Below are 17,215 nucleotides of genomic sequence, written 5' to 3'. Positions count from 1 at the left end.
GCGGGCGCACGGGCAACCGTGCGTGAGTGAAACTACTCCCGATTTCGGGTACTACCCTGTTCGTTGGTGAACGACGGTGCGGGAGTAAGTGTTTCGTTTAGAATGAAGGATGCAGGGTGAGATCCTCACCCCCGGTACCGATCCTCGGGTACCAGCGTAGATCATCGCGATAGTTCCACCATCTCGGGAATTCCATCGGATACGCAGTCATACAGGGGGTCAATCATGTCCACAGCTGTCGATTTCGCGGCCAGGCTCATCGATCCGCGGGCGATCGCCGCGGCGGGACACTCAGCGGTGCTCGCCTACATCTCACCGAGCAGACCGGGCGCGAACTTCGGTGCCAAACCGATCACCGCCGACTACGCTCGCGCGCTCACCGCCGCCGGGCTCGACATCGTCTCCATCTGGCAGTACGGCAAACCCGGTGACGCGACACCCTCGGACTGGACCACCGGGTTCGACGGCGGCAGGCGGATGGCCGAACAGGCCTTGACCACCCACCTGAGCGTGGGTGCGCCTCGGCAGGCACCGATCTTCTTCGCCGTCGACGAGGACATCACGCTGTCACAGTGGAACAGCGTCGCCGTCGAGTTCTTCCGTGGCGTCAATTCGGTGCTGGGTACGGCATGGACCGGGATCTACGGGCATTCGCGGGTCTGCGCGTGGGCGATCGAGGACGGGGTGATCGGGGCGCGCGGAGAATTCAGTTGGGCATGGCAGACCCGTGCCTGGTCGGGCACCGAACGCGAACCTCGGTCCGTGCTCTACCAGCGGGTGATCGACACCCCGAGCAACCCCGGGCCGCTGATCGACGGCACCCGCGTCGATGTGAACGACATTCTCGCCGCCGACTTCGGGCAGTGGGCGCTCGACCGAGCGGTCGTCGTCCCGCAATTCACCGAAATCGACCGCCTCGGACGCTCGCACTCCCCGCGCGAAGGCGCCCGGATCACCAACTTCCTGCTGCACACACAGGAAGGCAACGGCACTGCCGAATCCCTTGCCGCCTACCTGAACAACCCCGCAAACGGAGTGTCCTACCACTACACGCTGCGCGACGCGATAGTGGTCCGGGTGGTCCCGGAGGAATTCGCGTCGTGGTCGGTACTCTCGGCGAACCCGTTCACCGTGAATCTGTGCTTCGCGGGCAGCCGCGTCGCGTGGTCGCGTGCGCAGTGGCTGGCCATCGACGGTGATCTGCGGATCGCCGCCTACCTCGCCGTACGCAGCGCGCACCGGCACGGGTACTCCACCGAGGTGATCGAGCCGGATTACCACGTCGGCGACGGCATCTCCGATCACCAGTACGTCACCAAGGCGCTCGGTATCGGCACCCATACCGATGTCGGCCCGAACTTCCCGTGGGATGTGTTCGCCGCGCACGTCGCCTCGTTCGCCGGCGGAACCGGGCCGACCGCTATCGATGCCCGTGCCGCGGCGTCGCCGTGGTTGGGCGCACGACGCACAGACGGCGAACTCGCCACGCCGGACGGACAGGGCCGCTTCGCCGAATTCGAACACGGCTACGTCTACTGGCACCCGGCTACCGACGCCCACGCCGTCCCGACCGCGATGATGGCCAAGTACGCCGAGTTGAACTGGGAGGCAGGCCCCCTGGGCTATCCGACCGCCGAGCACACCGAGCTGCCCGATCCGCGCGGCTCCGGGCCAGGGCTCGCACAAGCGTTCCAAGGCGGCACCGTGTACCGGCGCGCCGAGCAACCCGCGTACTGGGTGCACGGTGCGATCGGCGCGCGGTGGGCGGCGGCCGGTTACCACAACGGTGAGCTCGGATGGCCGATCTCCGACGAGATCCCCCACGACGACGGGGTCTATCAGGCGTTCGAATTCGGCCGGATCTACTGGGTGCCCGACCAGATCGTCGCGCTGCGCAACGCAGGCGATCCCGACACCCCGATGGCCCGGCCCGCCTGACAGGTCAGGCCAGCAAGATCGCGAGGGTGGTGGCACCGGCGCTCAGCACCAGTGCCGCCACCACCAAGATCGCGATCAGCCGAATCCGTGATGACGGACCGGTGTAGGTTTCTTCGGCGTTCAGCATGTCGTCGATGTCGATGGCGGCGAACTCACGGGTCGATTCGAGAGGGCCGGGCTGCTCGGTCATGGGCGTGACGCTAGTCCAGGTCGCCGCGCACCGTCGCCGATACCCCACTCATCGTTGCGGCTGCGGGGTGCGGGCAGCGGCGAGGAGTTCGTCGAGCTGAGCTTCGGCACGTTCGGCGCGGGCCAGTGTTTGCTTGCGGGCGTCGTCGACCGCGGCCCACCGTTCGGCGGCTTCGGCGCGCACCTGCTCCAGCGCCGCGGCCGATTCGGTGCGGCGTTGCTGGGTTTCGACGGTGGTGGTGCGGCGCAACTCGGCGAGTTCGGTGCGGGTGCGGTCGAGTTCGCCGCGCGCGGTGTCGAGTTCGGTGCGCGCCCGCCGCCATTCTTCGCGTGCCTCGGCGGCGGCCTCTACGCGTTCGGCGGTGGCTTGCTCGGCGCGCTCGGTGGCGCGGTCGGCGTCGGCGGCCCGCTGGATCGCGAGGTCGCGTTCGGCATTCGCGGCAGCGATCCGGGCGTCGGCATCGCGGCGCTGGTGGGCGATCTCGGTATCGGCCCGCTGTTCGGCGCGCGCCACGGTCTCGTCGGCCTCCCGTTTCGCTGTGTCGATTTCGTCGGCCGCTTGCCGTTGCGCCGCGCGCACTTGGGCCTCGGCGTCGCTGCGCGCGGCGAATACGTCCTCGGCAGCTTGCCTGGTGAGCGCGTCCACCGAGGCCACCACTTCATCCCTGGCCGCGAGCGCCTCACCCACCGCCTGCTCCGCCTGCTCCGCGGCCGCCACCGCCTCCTCGGCGACTGATTCCGCCAGTGCGCGTGCCTCTTCCGCCTCGCGCCGCGCTTGTTCGGCGGCCACCGTGGCCATCTCCGCCTCGGCGATCCGGCGAGCTGCGTCGGCCTGCGCAGCCTGGACCTGCGCTTCGGCTACCGATGGATCCCCGATCGTCTGTAGCTCGGCTACCGCCGCGTTCAGCGTGGTCCCCAATTGCTCGGCCAGCCCTCGAAACTGTCCGAGCAACTCATCGGCCCGCAACCGCGCCACCGTCACCGGCCCCTGAGCCGTCACAGTGACAGTAGACGCGGCACTCTCGGACTCCTGTTGCTGGCGTTGCCTTTCCCGCCACGCCCGCCATCGTGTGTGGTCCGGGTGATCGCAGTACTCGGAGGGGCGACCCGGGCCGCCTGCGCGAGTGATGGGGCGGGCGCAGCCCGGATAGTTGCAGGTGCTCGACACCAGAGAATCGTAGCGTTGGTTTCGTCATTTCCTTACGTATTGCACGGAACGAAATACGTGTCGTCTCTTCACTGCCCGAAACCGACCCTTCCGGTTCTGACCCCCGATAAGTGAACATTATCGGGGGTCAGGGTCCAAGTTCGTGGCGAACAACCGCCCATTATTTACGTTTACGTTTGGTCGCTGACAACGCAACGTAACCGCGACGAATCCCGTCGAAAACTGTGCTCGCTTGTACGGGCGTACCGATCGGGTTTAGTGACTCGTTTCGACCGGTCTGTATCCCCCGGTCACCTCGCCGCACTGGGCTGCTTCACCACGCGCGGTCAACCCCAGTCGCTGGCAGAATCGTGCGATGACAGCTGCCAAAAGTGAGCTCCACCAAGGACTCTCGGATTGTTTAGCTTCTCGCAGCGACAGCGAGCTCGCGGCACTGATGGACGCGGGCCGGACCAACACTGTGGGAGTGGGCGGCGGCACGGCGGTTCTCGATGTCGACGGCGTGCCCGTGTTCGCCAAGCGGATCCCCCTGAGTGATCGAGAACTCAACCACCGAGGCTCCACCGCGAACTTGTTCGACCTGCCTGTGTTCTGCCAGTACGGCATCGGCGGCCCGAGCTTCAACGGATGGCGCGAACTGGCTGCGAACATCATCGTCACCGACGCTGTTCTGGCCGGCGAGACGCAGGCGTTCCCCCTGCTCTACCACTGGCGGGTGCTGCCAGGCCGTTCGCCGATCGCGGCCGAACATGCCGACATCGATGCTGTGGTCTCGACCCAGGGCAACAGCCCGGCGGTACGTGCCCGGCTCGAAGCGCTGGCCGCCGCACCGTCGAGCCTCGTGCTGTTCTGCGAATACATCCCGTACCCGATGTCGGAATGGCTGCGCGAGAACCCCATCGGCAGGGCCACCGTCGTCGAGCAGCAGTTTTCAGAGATTGTCACGTTCCTGAGCCACCGGGGACTACTGCACATGGACGGACACTTCGAGAACGTGCGCACCGACGGGGACAGGATCTATCTCAGCGATTTCGGGCTGGCCACCTCGCCGCATTTCGACCTGTCGACCGCCGAGCGGGCCTTCGTCGAACGCCACGCCACCCATGACGCCGACTACGCCGCCATGCGACTGGTCAACTGGCTGGTGACCGATGTCTGTGCGATACCGATGCCGACCAGCGGCGGCCCCGTCGCCCGCAACGAGTACGTAGTGCAGTGCGCCGCTGGCCACATCCCGGACACCGTGCCGCCGGTCGTGGCCGCGATCCTGGCCCGGCACGCACCTGCTGCCGCGAAGATGAACGCCTTCTACTGGCAATTGTTCGGCGGCGACATCCACGCGGAATACCCGGCCGGTGATTCGCGATAGAACGCTTTCACTTGGAGAACCCGTTCAACCGGCCTGTCTCTGATCTCCTGTGGAAGCCACCGATCTTCTGCTCGAGCAGTTCGGCCAACCGCAGCGGGGTGCGGTCCTCGAACATCGGACCGATGAGTTGCACGCCCACCGGCAGTCCCTCCGGGGACCGGCCCGCGGGTATGGCGGTGGCGGGCAGTCCGGGCATGGTGGCCACACCGGCCCACACGAGTTGGTCGAAGTACGGGTACTCGACACCGTCGATGTCGATGTGCCGGTTCTCCAGGGCTCCGTGGTGGTCGTGCGGGAACGCGGGAGTGGGCGTGATGGGACACACCACGGCATCGAACTCGGCGAAGAGCTGCCGCCAGCCGTGGCGGTGGAGTTCGCGACGGTTGTTCGCCTCGACCCACCCGCGGTGGCTGAGCACCATGCCGCGCAGCCGCGCCGCATCGAGACTCCGGTCGTCGGCGCTCAGGGCTTCGGCGTGGGTCCGCAGCTGTTCGTACGCGTCGACGGGAAGATTCGCGGCGGCGTTCGACAGCATCAGCAGCATGTAGAGCGTCGCCGCTTCGGTCGGATCGGGCAGCAGCGGGCTGTGCCGTTCGACGCGGGCACCCCCCTCGACGAGCGCCTCGGCGACCCGATTCACCCCCGCCCGCACCGCCGATTCGGTCGCGATGAGCGGATGGTCCTCGATGACCAGGACACGGAAGTCCGACATCCGCTCGTGGCGCGCGGGCGGTAGCGCGAGGTCGTAGGCGATGCCGTGGGTCAGCGGGTCCGGTCCGGCCATCACGTCGAGCAGCAGCGTGAGGTCGCGGGCGGTGCGCGCCATCGGGCCGACGACGGCGAGGTCGAGGTCGGTCGGCAAAGCCGGTGTGGGCGGTGTGGCCATGCCGCGGGTTGCCGCCAGCCCGAGTGTCGGCTTGTGCGCGTAGACACCGCAGAAGTGCGCGGGGGTGCGTAGTGAGCCGGCGAGATCGGAGCCGATGGACAGCGCGCCGAACCCGCACGCCAGGGCCGCCGCCGATCCGCCGGAGGACCCACCCGAGGTGCGGCCGTGATCCCATGGATTGTTGGTGGTGCCGTAGATGTCGTTGAAGCTCTGGATATCTCGCAAGTTCAACGGCACATTGGTCTTACCCAGCACCACTGCGCCGGCGGCTTCGAGTCGTGACACCTGTACCGCGTCCTCGGCTGGTACATAGTTCGCGTGTTGGGGCATGCCCCAGGTCGTGGGCAGCCCGGCCATGTTGTAGGACTCCTTGACCGTCACCGGAATACCGAGCAGCGGCCTGTTCTCACCGCGGGCGCGCGCCTGGTCGGCACGGGTTGCGGCGGCGCGCGCACGGTCGAAATCCGGCACACAGATCGCGTTGATCACTTTGTCGTAGCGCTCGATACGAGCGATCGCCTCCTCGGTCAGTTCCTCCGAGGTCACGTCACCAGCATGTAGGGCAGCCGCTTGTTCTTCCGCCGACTGAAAGTTCCGATCCATGAATTCGACGCTATTGACCTGCCGGAGGAGACATAAAATGCCGCGTCGCACAACGGGAAGGTCGAACCGTCCACCTGCACCGGTGAACTCACCCGCTCGTTGCGCCCATCGAAGCGCCCCGTCCCAGGTGACAGCGTCGGCAGCGGGCCAATTTCCTGAGCGCAGGGCATGGCAATGTCGCGCCGCGCAACAGGATAGATGTCTCACTACTCGTCGTGTTCCGCTCCGGCCACAGACTGGTAGCCCGACCGCCCAAGGATCGCTCGATGCTCGTCGGCATCCAGGTCATCGACCGACCGACGACACCGCGTTTGCGTCCGAGATCAACCCTGATATATCGTTCTGAACATGTTCAGTGAACATGTTCAGTCACGGTCGGAGCAACAAGCAGCGACGCGACAGAAGGTTTTGGCAGCAGCCGAACGGCTCTTCCGCACCCAGGGCTTCAAGGCAACCACGATTCGGCAGATCGCCGCCGAAGCGAACGTGAGCACCGGGACCGTCATGGCGGCCGGCGAAAAGGATGCGCTACTCGTCTTGCTCTACGACAACTGGATCACCGCGGTGCACAACAGCAGGAAAACCGAACTCGCACCCGCAACGACGACCGCGACCACCGAAGACGTGCTGAAGCTCTTCGAGCCCTTCGTCGGACATTTCGCGCTCGATTCCGAGCTCTCACGCGAGTACCTGGCGATCCTCGTCCGCGGAAACCATGAGTCGGTGATCTTTCGAGACCTCGCGCTAGCACTGCTGGGCGAACTCGAAACCGTGCTAGCCCGATCAGCGCTGCCCCCCGGCCAGATCGGTCGTGGCGCTCGGACCATCTATCTCGCATACCTCGGTTTGCTGATGACCGCGGCCAGCGGTGCCATCGCGATGCCCGACGCGGCCGACCAACTACGACAGACCATCGAATTCGTCATCACGCCCCCGAGAGGAAACCAATGATCCACACTTCCCAACCATGGTGGCTACCAGCGCTACTCGCGCTCTCGCTGTTCGCCGACGCGCTCATGTCCGTGCGTCCGCCGATGTTCATTCAGCGATGCCTCGACGGCGTCCGATTTCCACGCGACTGGTGGTGGACGCTGATCGCCATCAAGCTGGCGGCCACAGCCGGTCTCCTTGTCGGAATGAAGTATCCCGGCGTCGGATTCGCCACCGCGGTCGGCGTGATCGCCTATTTCTTGTGCGCCTCGTACGCCCACTACCGGGCCCGGTTCCTCGGATACGAGTTCTGGATCAACTGCCTCGGCATGCTGGCCCTGTCGGTGGCAGCGGCGCTCACGTACGTGGTGTGAGCGGCAACGCTGTTCGGTAGCCCCACTGGTCCACCGCACGGGGCAGCGGCGGCCCAGTGGGTCAGCGGGTGCTGACCCACTGGGCAGGAAATCCCCGGTGGCCGCGTCAGCCGAGCTCAGCGGGCGAGCATGGCGGCAGCGACCTGGGCGGCGGCGGCGTTCGGCAGGTCAGTGCCCATGTCGTCGAGGACGAGCAATCGCGCCGTGGGGATCTCGGCGGCGAGGGCTTCGCCGTTGCCGAGCGGGAAGAACGGATCAGCGCGACCGTGCACCACGAGCGTGGGCATTTCGAGCTCACCGAGGCGTTCCCGCCAGCGCGGGGCGCAGTCGATCCGGGAGAACACCATGCCGATCTGGTTGGCCTGGTGCACCGCAGGATCATTGGACGACGTTCGGTCCCAGATCCGGGTCGCGGTCGCCCGCGCCTGCTCCGGATCGTTGCCCATCGGCTCGGCGCTCGCGGCCGCGAACGACGCGACTGCATCCCGATCGGTCCAGTCCGGCAGCGGGTGGGAGAACAGCGCGTCCATGACCGCGGGGTCGTGGTCGGGAAGGTCCTCGTCGATCGGGCCCGGCGCCACGGGTCGGGTGCCGACGAGAGTCAGTGCGGAAAACGTCTCCGGGTGGTCCAATGCGGCGACCTGAGCGACCATCCCGCCGACGCCGACCCCACCGAGGTGGGCCCTCTCCCTGCCGAGGGCACCGACCAGCGCGGCCGCATCGGCGCCGAGATCCCGCAGGTCGTACCCCGGATTCTCCGGGTCGAGAGTCGTCGACGCGCCGGAGTCACGCAGGTCGTAGCGGACCACCCACCGCCCACCCGACGCGAGTCGCTCGCACAGCGCGTCGGGCCAGGACAGCATCGTCGTCCCGCCGACCAGCAGGACCAGCGGATCGCTCTCACGGCCGCAACTCTCGATACCGAGATCCACCCCGTTCGCCCGTATCGAGGTCGTGCCGATTCGAAACGGTTTCGTCATGCCGAGACTCCTGTCTGTCGGTACATCCAGAGATATGGACGGCGAAACCACCTGAAAGTCATCGGTGCGACCGAAACCGAGCACCGGCACGGGTTTTCGGTCGTGAGCGCAGAGAAGGCAACGAATACGGCATAGCCGCCGGTAGAGCGCCGATCCTAGGTGGACTTGCCGTCGGTGTCGCGGGCACGCCCAGCAGCGCGAAGGGCGGAGAGGGCAGCGACGACCGTGTGGATCGTCTGGTTGTCGAGTACCGCGCCGATGCGCTGTTCGAGTTCGCGGTCGAATACCACCTCGGCTCGGTCGAGGGCCTGTTGTCCGGCCGCGGTGAGTTCGACGAGGGAAGACCGGCGGTCGTCGGGGTTGGCGCGGCGCGCGCAGTAGCCGGCGGCTTCGATGCGGTCGACGACTTTGCTGGTGCCGCCGACGGTGATGGCGAACTCCGCGGCGATATCCTGGACACGGTTGCCGCCGTGGTCGGCCAGGAATCGCAGGATCTCGAACCAGGTCAGCTGCAGATCGCATTCGGCGCGCAGGGCGGCGTCGATGGCGCTCCACAGTTCGATCTCGTAGCGAATCAGGTTGTCGTACAGCGACTTCAGGTCGGTCATCATCACTATTTCCGTTGGTCTGTGAGGTGTGGTGCTCGCGGTCGATGCCGGTGCCCGGCGGGCCGCAAGCCACCGCGAGCACGATCAGTCGGCGACGCCATGCGACCCCTGACCGAGTTCGTCTCGGTCGGCGGCTTCATGAGCAAGCGCTACCGACCCCAGAACGCGTCTTCGGCGGCCGGATCAGTGGAGAACAGCCACATTTCGACGATCTTGCCGTCTATGACGCGCAGTAGGTCGACCCCGTCCATGGCCATGGCGGTGTCGTCACGGCGGCCGGAGAAGTGCAGGGTCGCCGCGACCAGGTCACCGTTGCTCATGAGGGTGTGGACGGTGTCGATAGCGAAGCTGCCCTGGCTGGCCTGCATCATGGCACCGAGCATGGTGAACACGGCGTCACGGCCCTTGTGCGCCGGAGAACCTGTTGACGCCGGGCTGATGCCAGACAATATCCTCGGCGAGCAATTCGCCGAGGGTGGTCATGTCGCCGGTTCGGACGGCGTGGAAGTAGCTGCGGGCGATCTCGATGTTCTTCTCGGTCATGAAATGTACTCCTCGGTTCGGTGTTCGAGTGTGGACGGGGGCGTGCCCAAATGCGCCCTGAGTGAGGTTGCGAGCTCGACCCTAGCAAACTATATTCCATGGAAGCAACTTCTAAGGAAGTAACTTCCGCATTCGCATATTGCGGTTCCGTTGTCGCTCACCGCGAGCGAAATGCTGATACCGGAGACGTTGTACTGCCCATCCGAGGAGAAGAGATGACCAGCGACGAGGTCCACGCCGACGGCAACCACCTGCCGGTCGCCCCACCGGATCGAACGCATGCCGCGATGCACGACCAGCCGTCGGCGATTGAGGTGCACGGCGCGAAAGTACACAACCTCGACGACATCGACGTGACGGTGCCGTTGCGCACGTTGGTGGGGGTGGCGGGAGTATCGGGGTCGGGCAAGTCCTCGCTGGCGATGGGCGTGCTGTATGCCGAGGGATCGCGCCGCTACATCGAGGCGTTGTCGACCTATTCCCGCCGCCGCATGGCGCAGGCCCCGCGCGCGGCCGTCGACAGTGTCGAGCACGTGCCCGCGGCCTTGGCGTTGCGGCAACGCCCCAGTGTGCCCGGGGTGCGCAGCACCTTCGGTACCTCCACCGAACTGCTCAATGTGGTGCGGCTGATGTTTTCGCGGCTCGGATCACACTGCTGCCCCAACGGACACCGCCTCGACCCGACCATCGACGTGGCACTCGACCGTGACCTGACCTGCCCGGTGTGCGGGGCGGTCTTCTATCCGCCGGGCGCGGAATCGCTGGCCTTCAACTCCGACGGCGCCTGCCCACGGTGCGCGGGAACCGGGGTGGTGCGCGAGGTGAACGAGGACGCGCTGGTGCCCGACCCGTCACGCAGCATCGACCAAGGCGCAGTCGCCCCCTGGTCGATGTTCGGGCTGACCGTGATGCCCCGAGTCGTCGCCGAAATGGGTGTGCGCACCGACGTGCCCTACAAGAAACTGCGGGCCGCCGAACGCGACATCGTGATGCACGGCCCGCCCGAGAAACGCCACATCGAGGTGCCGACGAAGAACGGCAAGCTGTTCGAGATGGACTTCACCTACCGCAACGCGGTGCAGTCGGTGCAGCAAGCACTGAACAAGGCCACCAGCGAGCGCGGGCTGACCCGGGTCAACAAGTTCATCAGCGCCCAGGTGTGCCCCGACTGCCGTGGCACCCGACTCAGCGACAAGGCCCGCCGATCACAGATCCACGGGATCGACCTGGCCCAGGCCACCGCGAAGACTCTCGACGAACTCGTCGCCTGGGCGCCCACCCTCGAACAGAGCTTGCCGGCCGAGATGGGGCAGATGACACGCGATCTCGTCGACAAACTTCTCGAGATGGCCCGCAGGCTGCTCGATCTGGGATTGGGGTATCTGAGCCTGGACCGGACGAGCTCGACCCTGTCGACCGGCGAACGCCAACGCGTCCAACTCGCCCGCGCGGTGCGCAACCAGACCACCGGGGTGCTCTACGTCCTCGACGAACCCTCCATCGGCCTGCACCCGTCCAATGTCGACGGCCTGCTCGGCGTGATGCGAGATCTGCTGCGCGACGGCAACTCGGTGGTCTGCGTCGACCACGACGTGCAGGTCCTGCGCGAGGCCGACTGGCTCATCGAGATGGGCCCCGGCTCGGGCCGGGAAGGCGGTCGCGTATTGGCCACCGGCAGCCCCGCCGACCTCGGCGACAACCCGGCATCGCTGCTCGGCGGATTCCTCACCGGCCGCGAACCCGTCGTCGTCCGGGCCGGCGCGAGTGCCGAGGAGATGTTCGACCGCGGCCGCATCCGCCTGTCGACCCGCTCCCTGCACACCGTCCACGCCCTGGACGTGGACATCCCACAGGGGCGAGTGACTGCGGTGACCGGTGTTTCCGGCTCGGGCAAAACCACCCTGATCCTGGAGAGCCTCGTCCCCGCACTCGAAACCCACACGGCAGGCGGCTCACTGCCTGTTCACGTCGACCATGTCGACGCACCCGGGATCAGCCGCGTCGACATGGTCGACGCCACCCCCATCGGCATCAACGTCCGCTCCACTGTCGCCACCTACAGCGGAGTCCTCGACGATCTGCGCCGCGCCTACGCCACCCTCCCCGCCGCCGTCGAACGCGAGTTGACCGCCGCGGACTTCTCCTACAACACCGGCTCGCTGCGCTGTCCCCGCTGCGAAGGTACCGGCCAGGTCTCCCTCGACGTACAGTTCCTGCCCGACGTCGACATCGACTGCCCCGACTGCGGCGGCACCCGCTACGCACCCGCCGCCGACGAGATCAGGCGCCCCCTCCCGAACGCGCCGGACGACAGCGCCATTTCGCTACCCGACCTGCTCACCCGCACCGTCGCCGAGGCCATCGAGCTCACCGCCGACCTCCGCCGCGTCCGCACCCGGTTGCAGTCACTCATCGACCTCGGCCTGGGATATCTCACCCTCGGTGAAGCCACCCCCACGCTCTCCGGCGGCGAAGCGCAGCGGCTCAAGCTTGCCACCGAACTCGGCCGCGACCAGGCCGACACCCTGTTCGTCTTCGACGAACCGAGCGTCGGCCTTCACCCTTTGGACGTGCGCACCCTGCTCACGGTCATCGGCCGCCTCAACACCAACGGCGCCACCGTCATCGTCATCGAGCACGACCTCGATATGATCGCCAACGCCGACTACATCATCGATATGGGACCAGGCGGCGGCACCGCGGGCGGAACCATTGTCGCCACCGGTACGCCGAACGACATCGCCGCCGACCCCCACAGCATCACCGGGCGCTACCTCGCCGACCATCTGCACACCCACCCTTGAGCGAGGAACGGCACTCATTTCGAGGATTCGGCGGCGGCTTCCAGGTCCTCGATGCTGCCCGACATGATCGTCGGTACATGTGCGGTGATGTGTTCGGCGGGCCAGTCCCACCATGCCACTGCCAGCAGCCGCGCGATATCGCGGTCGTCGTAACGGGTTCGGATGAGACGGGCCGGGTTTCCGCCGACGATGCCGTAGTCCGGGACATCGCCGGTCACGACGGAGCCGGTGCTGATGATCGCGCCGTGGCCGATCCGCACACCGGGCATCACGGTCGTGCCGTTGCCGAACCAGACGTCGTTGCCGACGACGGTGTCGCCTCGGCCCGGCAGACCGGTGAGCAGGTCGAAATGGTTGGACCCGGAGCCACCCATGGTGGGAAACGGGAAGGTCGACGGGCCGTCCATGCGGTGGTTGGCCCCGTTCATGATGAACCGTGTTCCGGTGCCGAGCGCGCAGAACTTCCCGATGATCAGTTTCTCCGGGCCGTAGTGGTAAAGGACATTGCGGGTTTCGAACGAGGTCGGGTCGTCGGGATCGTCGTAGTAGGAGTACTCACCGACCTCGATCAGGGGCGAGGTGATCAGCGGCTTCAACAGCACAACTCGCGGTTGGCCGGGCATGGGGTGCAGCACGGTCGGGTCTGCGGGGACCGGCGCGGAATCGTGTGACACAGCGAAACTCCTTCGGCGAGTGCGCAATCGGATGCCTGGGGAGCGACAACACCCCCGGTTTCCTGATCCGACAACTGTCGCACCAAGCTACGTCGACCTCGGCACCGACGCACCCCACCGACTCGATCGGATCATCCCAGCCGCGTGATGTCGGGCGCGTAGACCGTCATCCAGTGCGGACGAAGGCGGTAGTAGACCACCTCGTTGTCCCAGTCGAAAGCGTCGGCGCCGTAGAAGTCCTGGAAATACGCGAGCAGCTCCGGCCACTCCGCGCAAGGCTCGCCGCCCACCGGATTGAGGATCTCGACCGTGCCGTGCGTGAACACGCCCAGGTTCTCGCCGCGCAGGTGGGCGACGCTGGCGGCCGGGCGGACGGCGAGGTGGCGTGCCTTCGCGGCGTCGCGTGCGGTCCCGAAGTGCCACAGTCCGTGCAGGAAGTGTCCGTCCGCCCCGCTGATCCGCGGTTCGCACTTCGCCGTCACGGTGGACAGGGACAGGGTGCACATGCCGGTCAGGGTCCGGACGAGTTCTTCCGCGGTCAGCGTGTTCTCCCTGTTGATGATCGAGCGCAGGTGCGAGGTGGCGCTGGTGAGGGAAGCGTCGAGAAGCGCCTGGAGTCGTGCGAGATCTGCTGGGGTTTCACGCATGGGGTTCCTTGCCACTGGGTGATAGGCCAACGCCATACTCGTCCGCAACCTTGACATCTCTTGTCATATTTCTGCGGCCGGTTTCGCCGTCTCGCGGGCAGGACGCCCGACATCGGCGATATTACTTTCAGGTAATATCGCCGCGAGCAGGTACAGCGAAGGGAATGAGCGGTGGGCGCAGCGCAGCGGCTGGTCGGATCGGTGAACCGGACCGGGCGGGTGAACGGCCTCCCGTTCGATGCCACCCAGTCGATGAGCCCACCGTCGGGGCGCCGGCGGAGCTGGGTGCACTACGGGGTGATGGTGCCGGACTTGCCCGAGCCGCACCGATCCTTCGGCGTCATGTCGATCGTGGGCACCCCCGGCGTGACGATCTTCGCCAATGACCACGCGATCACGACCACCCCATCCGACACCGCGTACACGTCCTCGGCGACGGCATCGATGTCCGACGGACAGTTCCTCGTACACAGCATCGCCCGCGACTGCGAGTTCGCCGCGGACGGCAGTCACCTGCGATTCGGCGAGGACCTCGTCATCGACGGCACCTACCCGCGCTTCACGGTGCGCCGAACCCACCCCGAAGTCACCGTCGAACTCGCGATCGAAGCCACCGACAAGGTCGCCCACTTCGCCAACATCCCTGCGCTGTATCGACATTGGAGTGTGCTGTCGACCTACCGCGGCCACGTCGACCATCGCGGTGAGCGCGTCGAGGTGCAGGGATTGTGCACCGTCGAATACGCCGCCGGTGTCGGCGTGCACAGCGTGACAGCCTCGACACGACCGAAGCTGCCCGCGAAATTCTTCACCTACCACGTCCTCAACTTGGACGAACGCACCCAGGCCCTGATGGTGGAGGTCCTGGGTCCCGCCGGGTTCCCGATCCAGCAAGCGGTCTATCTTCGCTCGCTCGACGAGTACGGCGGCGTGTACACCCGCGGATTCGAATTCCGTGTCCGCGAGTACGAATCCGCGCCGCGGCGAACCCCCGACGGCCGCACGATGCGACTACCGAACGCGTTGTCGTGGCAGGTACTCGACGACCGAGGCCGCGACCTGATCAGCATCGACGGCAACGCCGGCGGTGACTACTCCTACGGACTCGGCGCCGGGTTCGTCGGCACCTACGACTACAGCGGCACCTACCGGGGCCGCGCGATCACGGGCCGGGCCTATCTCGAGTACATCGACTGCCGCTGACACCTCAGCAAACCGCCTACTCGATGTTGCGCCGGAGGAACTTTCGGATGTCCGCGGCGAGCAGGTCCGCCTACCCGGCACTCAACGCCGCATGCCACTGCTCGGTGTCGGTGATCTGGATCAGCGACACGATTTTGCCGTCGCGGACGGTCAGATCATGGGCGAAAGCGGCTTCGAAGCCGGTACCCGTCGACCGGCACGTGCCTCGGTAGAACCCGAACACAATGACGCGGTCGGGCGCGACCGGAACGAACTCCTCGGGGTACGGCGCGGCGGCGTAGGCAGCGAAGACGGTGCCCCACACGCCCGAGAGCATGCTCTGTGGATCCGAAATCGAGCCGCCGACGCCCAGCGGCATCCCCGAACTCACGCGCGCGGTGAACGATCGATCCAGCAAACCGGCGAGGGCCGGGCCATCCGATTCGGCGAAGGCCGCGTACAGACTCTCGGCTACGTCACGTGCTGTCATGTCGACTCCATCGTTCTAGAGAGATACCTCTAAAACGGAATTAGAGCACAACCTCTAATTCATGGGAAGGCCTCGTCTTCAGCAGGGCTTGTCGGCCTCGATGAAGGTGCGGGCAGAATGCGCGACGAACGAGCCGTCCCGCTCGATCTGGTCATGAAGTCCACGCAGACGATCGCGGTAGCCGTCGACGGTGAAGCCCGGCACGATCCAGATCACCTTGCGCAGGAAATAGACCACCGCGCCGATGTCGTGGAACTCCATCCGCAAACGCTCGCTGCGCAGATCGACAACCCGCAGCCCGGCAGCCTCGGCGGCCGCCACCTCCTCGTCGGGATGACGCCGACGCCGCGCCTCGGGCTGCGGTCCCAGAAAGTACTCCACCAGCTCGAACACGCTGGCGGGTCCGACGTGCTGGGCCACATACACTCCGCCCGCGCACAACACCCGAGCGATCTCGTCCCACCAGATCGTGGCCGGGTGCCTACTGGTCACCAGGTCGAACGCGGCGTCGGCGAACGGCAGTGGCGGCTCGTCCGGATCGGCGACAACGACCGCGCCCCGCGGGTGCAGCAACCCCGTGGCTTTGGCGAGGTTGGGTGGCCACGACTCGGTGGCGACCATGGTCGGCGGGAAGATCGCGGCCTCGGCGAGGACTTCGCCGCCCCCGGTCTGGATATCGAGGGCGGCCGTCGCGGACTTCAGACGGGCACTCATCAGCCGCTGATAGCCCCACGACGGCCGCTGCTCGGTGGCCCGCCCGTCCAGCCAGGAGAAGTCCCAGCCTTCCACCGGTGCCGTCGCGGCTTCGCGCAGAATCTCCTCGAACGTCCGTTCCATGCGGGAGCATTCTGCCAGCAACCACAGAGACCGGCGACCGATTTTCCGCCGCCCGGGACCGTCACCACCCTGCCGCTGCTACGAACACCGCCTAACCGTCAGCGGTCCTCGTACACACCAGCATTTCGTTCGCCTGCGCTTGGAACTCGTACTCCACCTCAACGATTCGGCTCTCGATGCCCGAAAGGGACAAATCGGTGAGCAGGTCCGCGAGCTGGGGATAGCGCGCCGTCGAGCCGATCGGAACCAGCGGGAACAGACGGACCTCCGTCGCGGCGACACGCATCAGCTCGATGATCGCCTGGCGATGGAACGTGAGGTCCAGATCATCGGCGTAGCTGAAGAGAAGGTGTGAGCTGAGAACGAGGTCGAAGGTGTTGTCGGCGAACGGGAGTGTGGGCAGCCGAGCGGGAATGTAGCTCTGCGGGGAGGTGCGGACGTGGTCGGCGAAGTGTTGAGCAGACCTACGGCGGGCGCGACGGTGTTCGTCGGGGTCGGTGAAGAATGTCCAACGATAGGCGTCGGCGTGCTCACGGACATAGTTGTTGCCGCGGTCGGCTTCGTCGACCGCGGTGGCGGCCACGCGCTCGACGCCATTGTCGAAATAGGCTACGTCGCTAGCAGTCACATCACCGCCGCGTCGACTCAGCTCGGCTACGAACCCTGCCGCACCACTCGGGCAATCCAGAATTCTGCGCCCGAGATCGTCTTCGGTCAGCGCGAACATCGCCTGGTACTCGCCGAGTGAGCGCGAGCTGACGAGAATCTCGCCGAACCCACCGGTTCCCGTAGCCGTGTCGTCGTCCATCATGGTCGTCCTCCTGTTCGGGGACCGCCCACAGGGTCGGAACAGAAGTCTCGCGACAGATCTGGCCACCCTCAGGGCGGCCGCGCACAACGCGGTCAGCCGCTAAGTCAGCGGCCACCACTGTTGCGCGAAGATCATCACCCGCTGATCAAACCATGCGAGTGCGCGTACGAGCACCCGATATT

The 17,215-nt window shown here is 66.3% G+C and carries 18 protein-coding genes and 1 pseudogene; 7 read left to right on the top strand and 12 right to left on the bottom strand.

Annotated features, from left to right (window positions below):
• Positions 1 to 225 precede the first annotated feature (225 nt).
• A pseudogene (locus ACFWUR_RS13520) lies at positions 226 to 879 on the top strand (DUF1906 domain-containing protein); the annotation flags it as partial.
• 156 nt (positions 880 to 1,035) lie between these two features.
• Positions 1,036 to 1,938: an LGFP repeat-containing protein gene (locus tag ACFWUR_RS13515; protein ID WP_378906887.1), complete on the top strand. Its 903-nt coding sequence runs from the start codon at positions 1,036 to 1,038 to the stop codon at positions 1,936 to 1,938.
• 4 nt (positions 1,939 to 1,942) lie between these two features.
• On the opposite strand, the gene ACFWUR_RS13510 is transcribed toward ACFWUR_RS13515, so the two are convergent.
• Both ACFWUR_RS13510 and ACFWUR_RS13505 read right to left on the bottom strand, forming a co-directional pair.
• On the bottom strand, positions 1,943 to 2,128 hold the full coding sequence (locus tag ACFWUR_RS13510; RefSeq protein ID WP_378906449.1) for a hypothetical protein: 186 nt from the start codon (positions 2,126 to 2,128) through the stop codon (positions 1,943 to 1,945).
• A gap of 48 nt (positions 2,129 to 2,176) precedes the next feature.
• Positions 2,177 to 3,127, bottom strand: a complete 951-nt coding sequence (locus ACFWUR_RS13505) for a hypothetical protein (protein WP_378906447.1) — start codon at positions 3,125 to 3,127, stop codon at positions 2,177 to 2,179.
• A 523-nt stretch (positions 3,128 to 3,650) separates the two neighbouring features.
• On the opposite strand from ACFWUR_RS13505, the gene ACFWUR_RS13500 reads away from it, so the two are divergent.
• Positions 3,651 to 4,664 (top strand): serine/threonine protein phosphatase, encoded by a 1,014-nt coding sequence (locus ACFWUR_RS13500; RefSeq protein WP_378906445.1) that lies wholly within the window; start codon positions 3,651 to 3,653, stop codon positions 4,662 to 4,664.
• Between the two features lie 7 nt (positions 4,665 to 4,671).
• Here ACFWUR_RS13500 and ACFWUR_RS13495 read toward each other — a convergent pair whose 3' ends face one another.
• Positions 4,672 to 6,153: an amidase gene (locus ACFWUR_RS13495; RefSeq protein ID WP_378906443.1), complete on the bottom strand. Its 1,482-nt coding sequence runs from the start codon at positions 6,151 to 6,153 to the stop codon at positions 4,672 to 4,674.
• Between the two features lie 348 nt (positions 6,154 to 6,501).
• Between ACFWUR_RS13495 and ACFWUR_RS13490 the strand changes: the two genes are divergently transcribed.
• A complete protein-coding gene (locus tag ACFWUR_RS13490; RefSeq protein WP_378906441.1) occupies positions 6,502 to 7,104 on the top strand; it encodes a TetR/AcrR family transcriptional regulator in 603 nt (200 codons plus the stop codon).
• On the top strand, positions 7,101 to 7,457 hold the full coding sequence (locus tag ACFWUR_RS13485; RefSeq protein WP_378906439.1) for a DoxX family protein: 357 nt from the start codon (positions 7,101 to 7,103) through the stop codon (positions 7,455 to 7,457). The genes ACFWUR_RS13490 and ACFWUR_RS13485 overlap by 4 nt, the downstream gene beginning before the upstream one ends.
• A gap of 116 nt (positions 7,458 to 7,573) precedes the next feature.
• On the opposite strand, the gene ACFWUR_RS13480 is transcribed toward ACFWUR_RS13485, so the two are convergent.
• The 4 genes from ACFWUR_RS13480 to ACFWUR_RS13465 all read right to left on the bottom strand — a co-directional run bounded on the left by ACFWUR_RS13480 (position 7,574) and on the right by ACFWUR_RS13465 (position 9,588).
• Positions 7,574 to 8,437 (bottom strand): alpha/beta fold hydrolase, encoded by an 864-nt coding sequence (locus tag ACFWUR_RS13480; protein WP_378906437.1) that lies wholly within the window; start codon positions 8,435 to 8,437, stop codon positions 7,574 to 7,576.
• A gap of 155 nt (positions 8,438 to 8,592) precedes the next feature.
• Positions 8,593 to 9,048 carry a MarR family winged helix-turn-helix transcriptional regulator gene (locus tag ACFWUR_RS13475; RefSeq protein ID WP_378906435.1) on the bottom strand — a complete coding sequence of 152 codons (456 nt, stop codon included), beginning with the start codon at positions 9,046 to 9,048 and terminating at the stop codon, positions 8,593 to 8,595.
• A 146-nt stretch (positions 9,049 to 9,194) separates the two neighbouring features.
• The gene (locus tag ACFWUR_RS13470; protein ID WP_378906433.1) at positions 9,195 to 9,416 is read right to left on the bottom strand and encodes a nuclear transport factor 2 family protein; all 222 of its coding nucleotides are present in this window, start codon (positions 9,414 to 9,416) and stop codon (positions 9,195 to 9,197) included.
• A 25-nt stretch (positions 9,417 to 9,441) separates the two neighbouring features.
• Positions 9,442 to 9,588, bottom strand: coding sequence for a nuclear transport factor 2 family protein (locus ACFWUR_RS13465; protein ID WP_378906431.1), 147 nt, complete (start codon positions 9,586 to 9,588; stop codon positions 9,442 to 9,444).
• 287 nt (positions 9,589 to 9,875) lie between these two features.
• Between ACFWUR_RS13465 and ACFWUR_RS13460 the strand changes: the two genes are divergently transcribed.
• The gene (locus tag ACFWUR_RS13460) at positions 9,876 to 12,392 is read left to right on the top strand and encodes an excinuclease ABC subunit UvrA (RefSeq protein WP_378906885.1); all 2,517 of its coding nucleotides are present in this window, start codon (positions 9,876 to 9,878) and stop codon (positions 12,390 to 12,392) included.
• A 14-nt stretch (positions 12,393 to 12,406) separates the two neighbouring features.
• Here the strand turns inward: ACFWUR_RS13460 and ACFWUR_RS13455 are convergent, their stop codons facing one another.
• Positions 12,407 to 13,015 (bottom strand): CatB-related O-acetyltransferase, encoded by a 609-nt coding sequence (locus tag ACFWUR_RS13455; RefSeq protein WP_378906883.1) that lies wholly within the window; start codon positions 13,013 to 13,015, stop codon positions 12,407 to 12,409.
• Positions 13,016 to 13,197: 182 nt separating this feature from the next.
• Complete coding sequence (locus ACFWUR_RS13450; RefSeq protein ID WP_378906429.1) at positions 13,198 to 13,713, bottom strand: pyridoxamine 5'-phosphate oxidase family protein; 516 nt, start codon at positions 13,711 to 13,713, stop codon at positions 13,198 to 13,200.
• Between the two features lie 171 nt (positions 13,714 to 13,884).
• On the opposite strand from ACFWUR_RS13450, the gene ACFWUR_RS13445 reads away from it, so the two are divergent.
• Positions 13,885 to 14,916: a DUF6670 family protein gene (locus tag ACFWUR_RS13445; RefSeq protein WP_378906427.1), complete on the top strand. Its 1,032-nt coding sequence runs from the start codon at positions 13,885 to 13,887 to the stop codon at positions 14,914 to 14,916.
• Between the two features lie 70 nt (positions 14,917 to 14,986).
• Here ACFWUR_RS13445 and ACFWUR_RS13440 read toward each other — a convergent pair whose 3' ends face one another.
• The 3 genes from ACFWUR_RS13440 to ACFWUR_RS13430 all read right to left on the bottom strand — a co-directional run bounded on the left by ACFWUR_RS13440 (position 14,987) and on the right by ACFWUR_RS13430 (position 17,033).
• On the bottom strand, positions 14,987 to 15,385 hold the full coding sequence (locus ACFWUR_RS13440; protein WP_378906425.1) for a nuclear transport factor 2 family protein: 399 nt from the start codon (positions 15,383 to 15,385) through the stop codon (positions 14,987 to 14,989).
• Between the two features lie 78 nt (positions 15,386 to 15,463).
• Positions 15,464 to 16,222: a class I SAM-dependent methyltransferase gene (locus ACFWUR_RS13435; RefSeq protein WP_378906423.1), complete on the bottom strand. Its 759-nt coding sequence runs from the start codon at positions 16,220 to 16,222 to the stop codon at positions 15,464 to 15,466.
• A 91-nt stretch (positions 16,223 to 16,313) separates the two neighbouring features.
• A complete protein-coding gene (locus ACFWUR_RS13430; protein WP_378906421.1) occupies positions 16,314 to 17,033 on the bottom strand; it encodes a class I SAM-dependent methyltransferase in 720 nt (239 codons plus the stop codon).
• Between the last annotated feature and the right edge of the window lie 182 nt (positions 17,034 to 17,215).

The sequence above is a fragment of the Nocardia sp. NPDC058633 genome (assembly GCF_042717045.1).
Lineage (GTDB): Bacteria > Actinomycetota > Actinomycetes > Mycobacteriales > Mycobacteriaceae > Nocardia.
The sequence above is the reverse complement of the archived record's forward strand: the minus strand, read 5'-3'. Positions and strand labels throughout refer to the sequence as shown.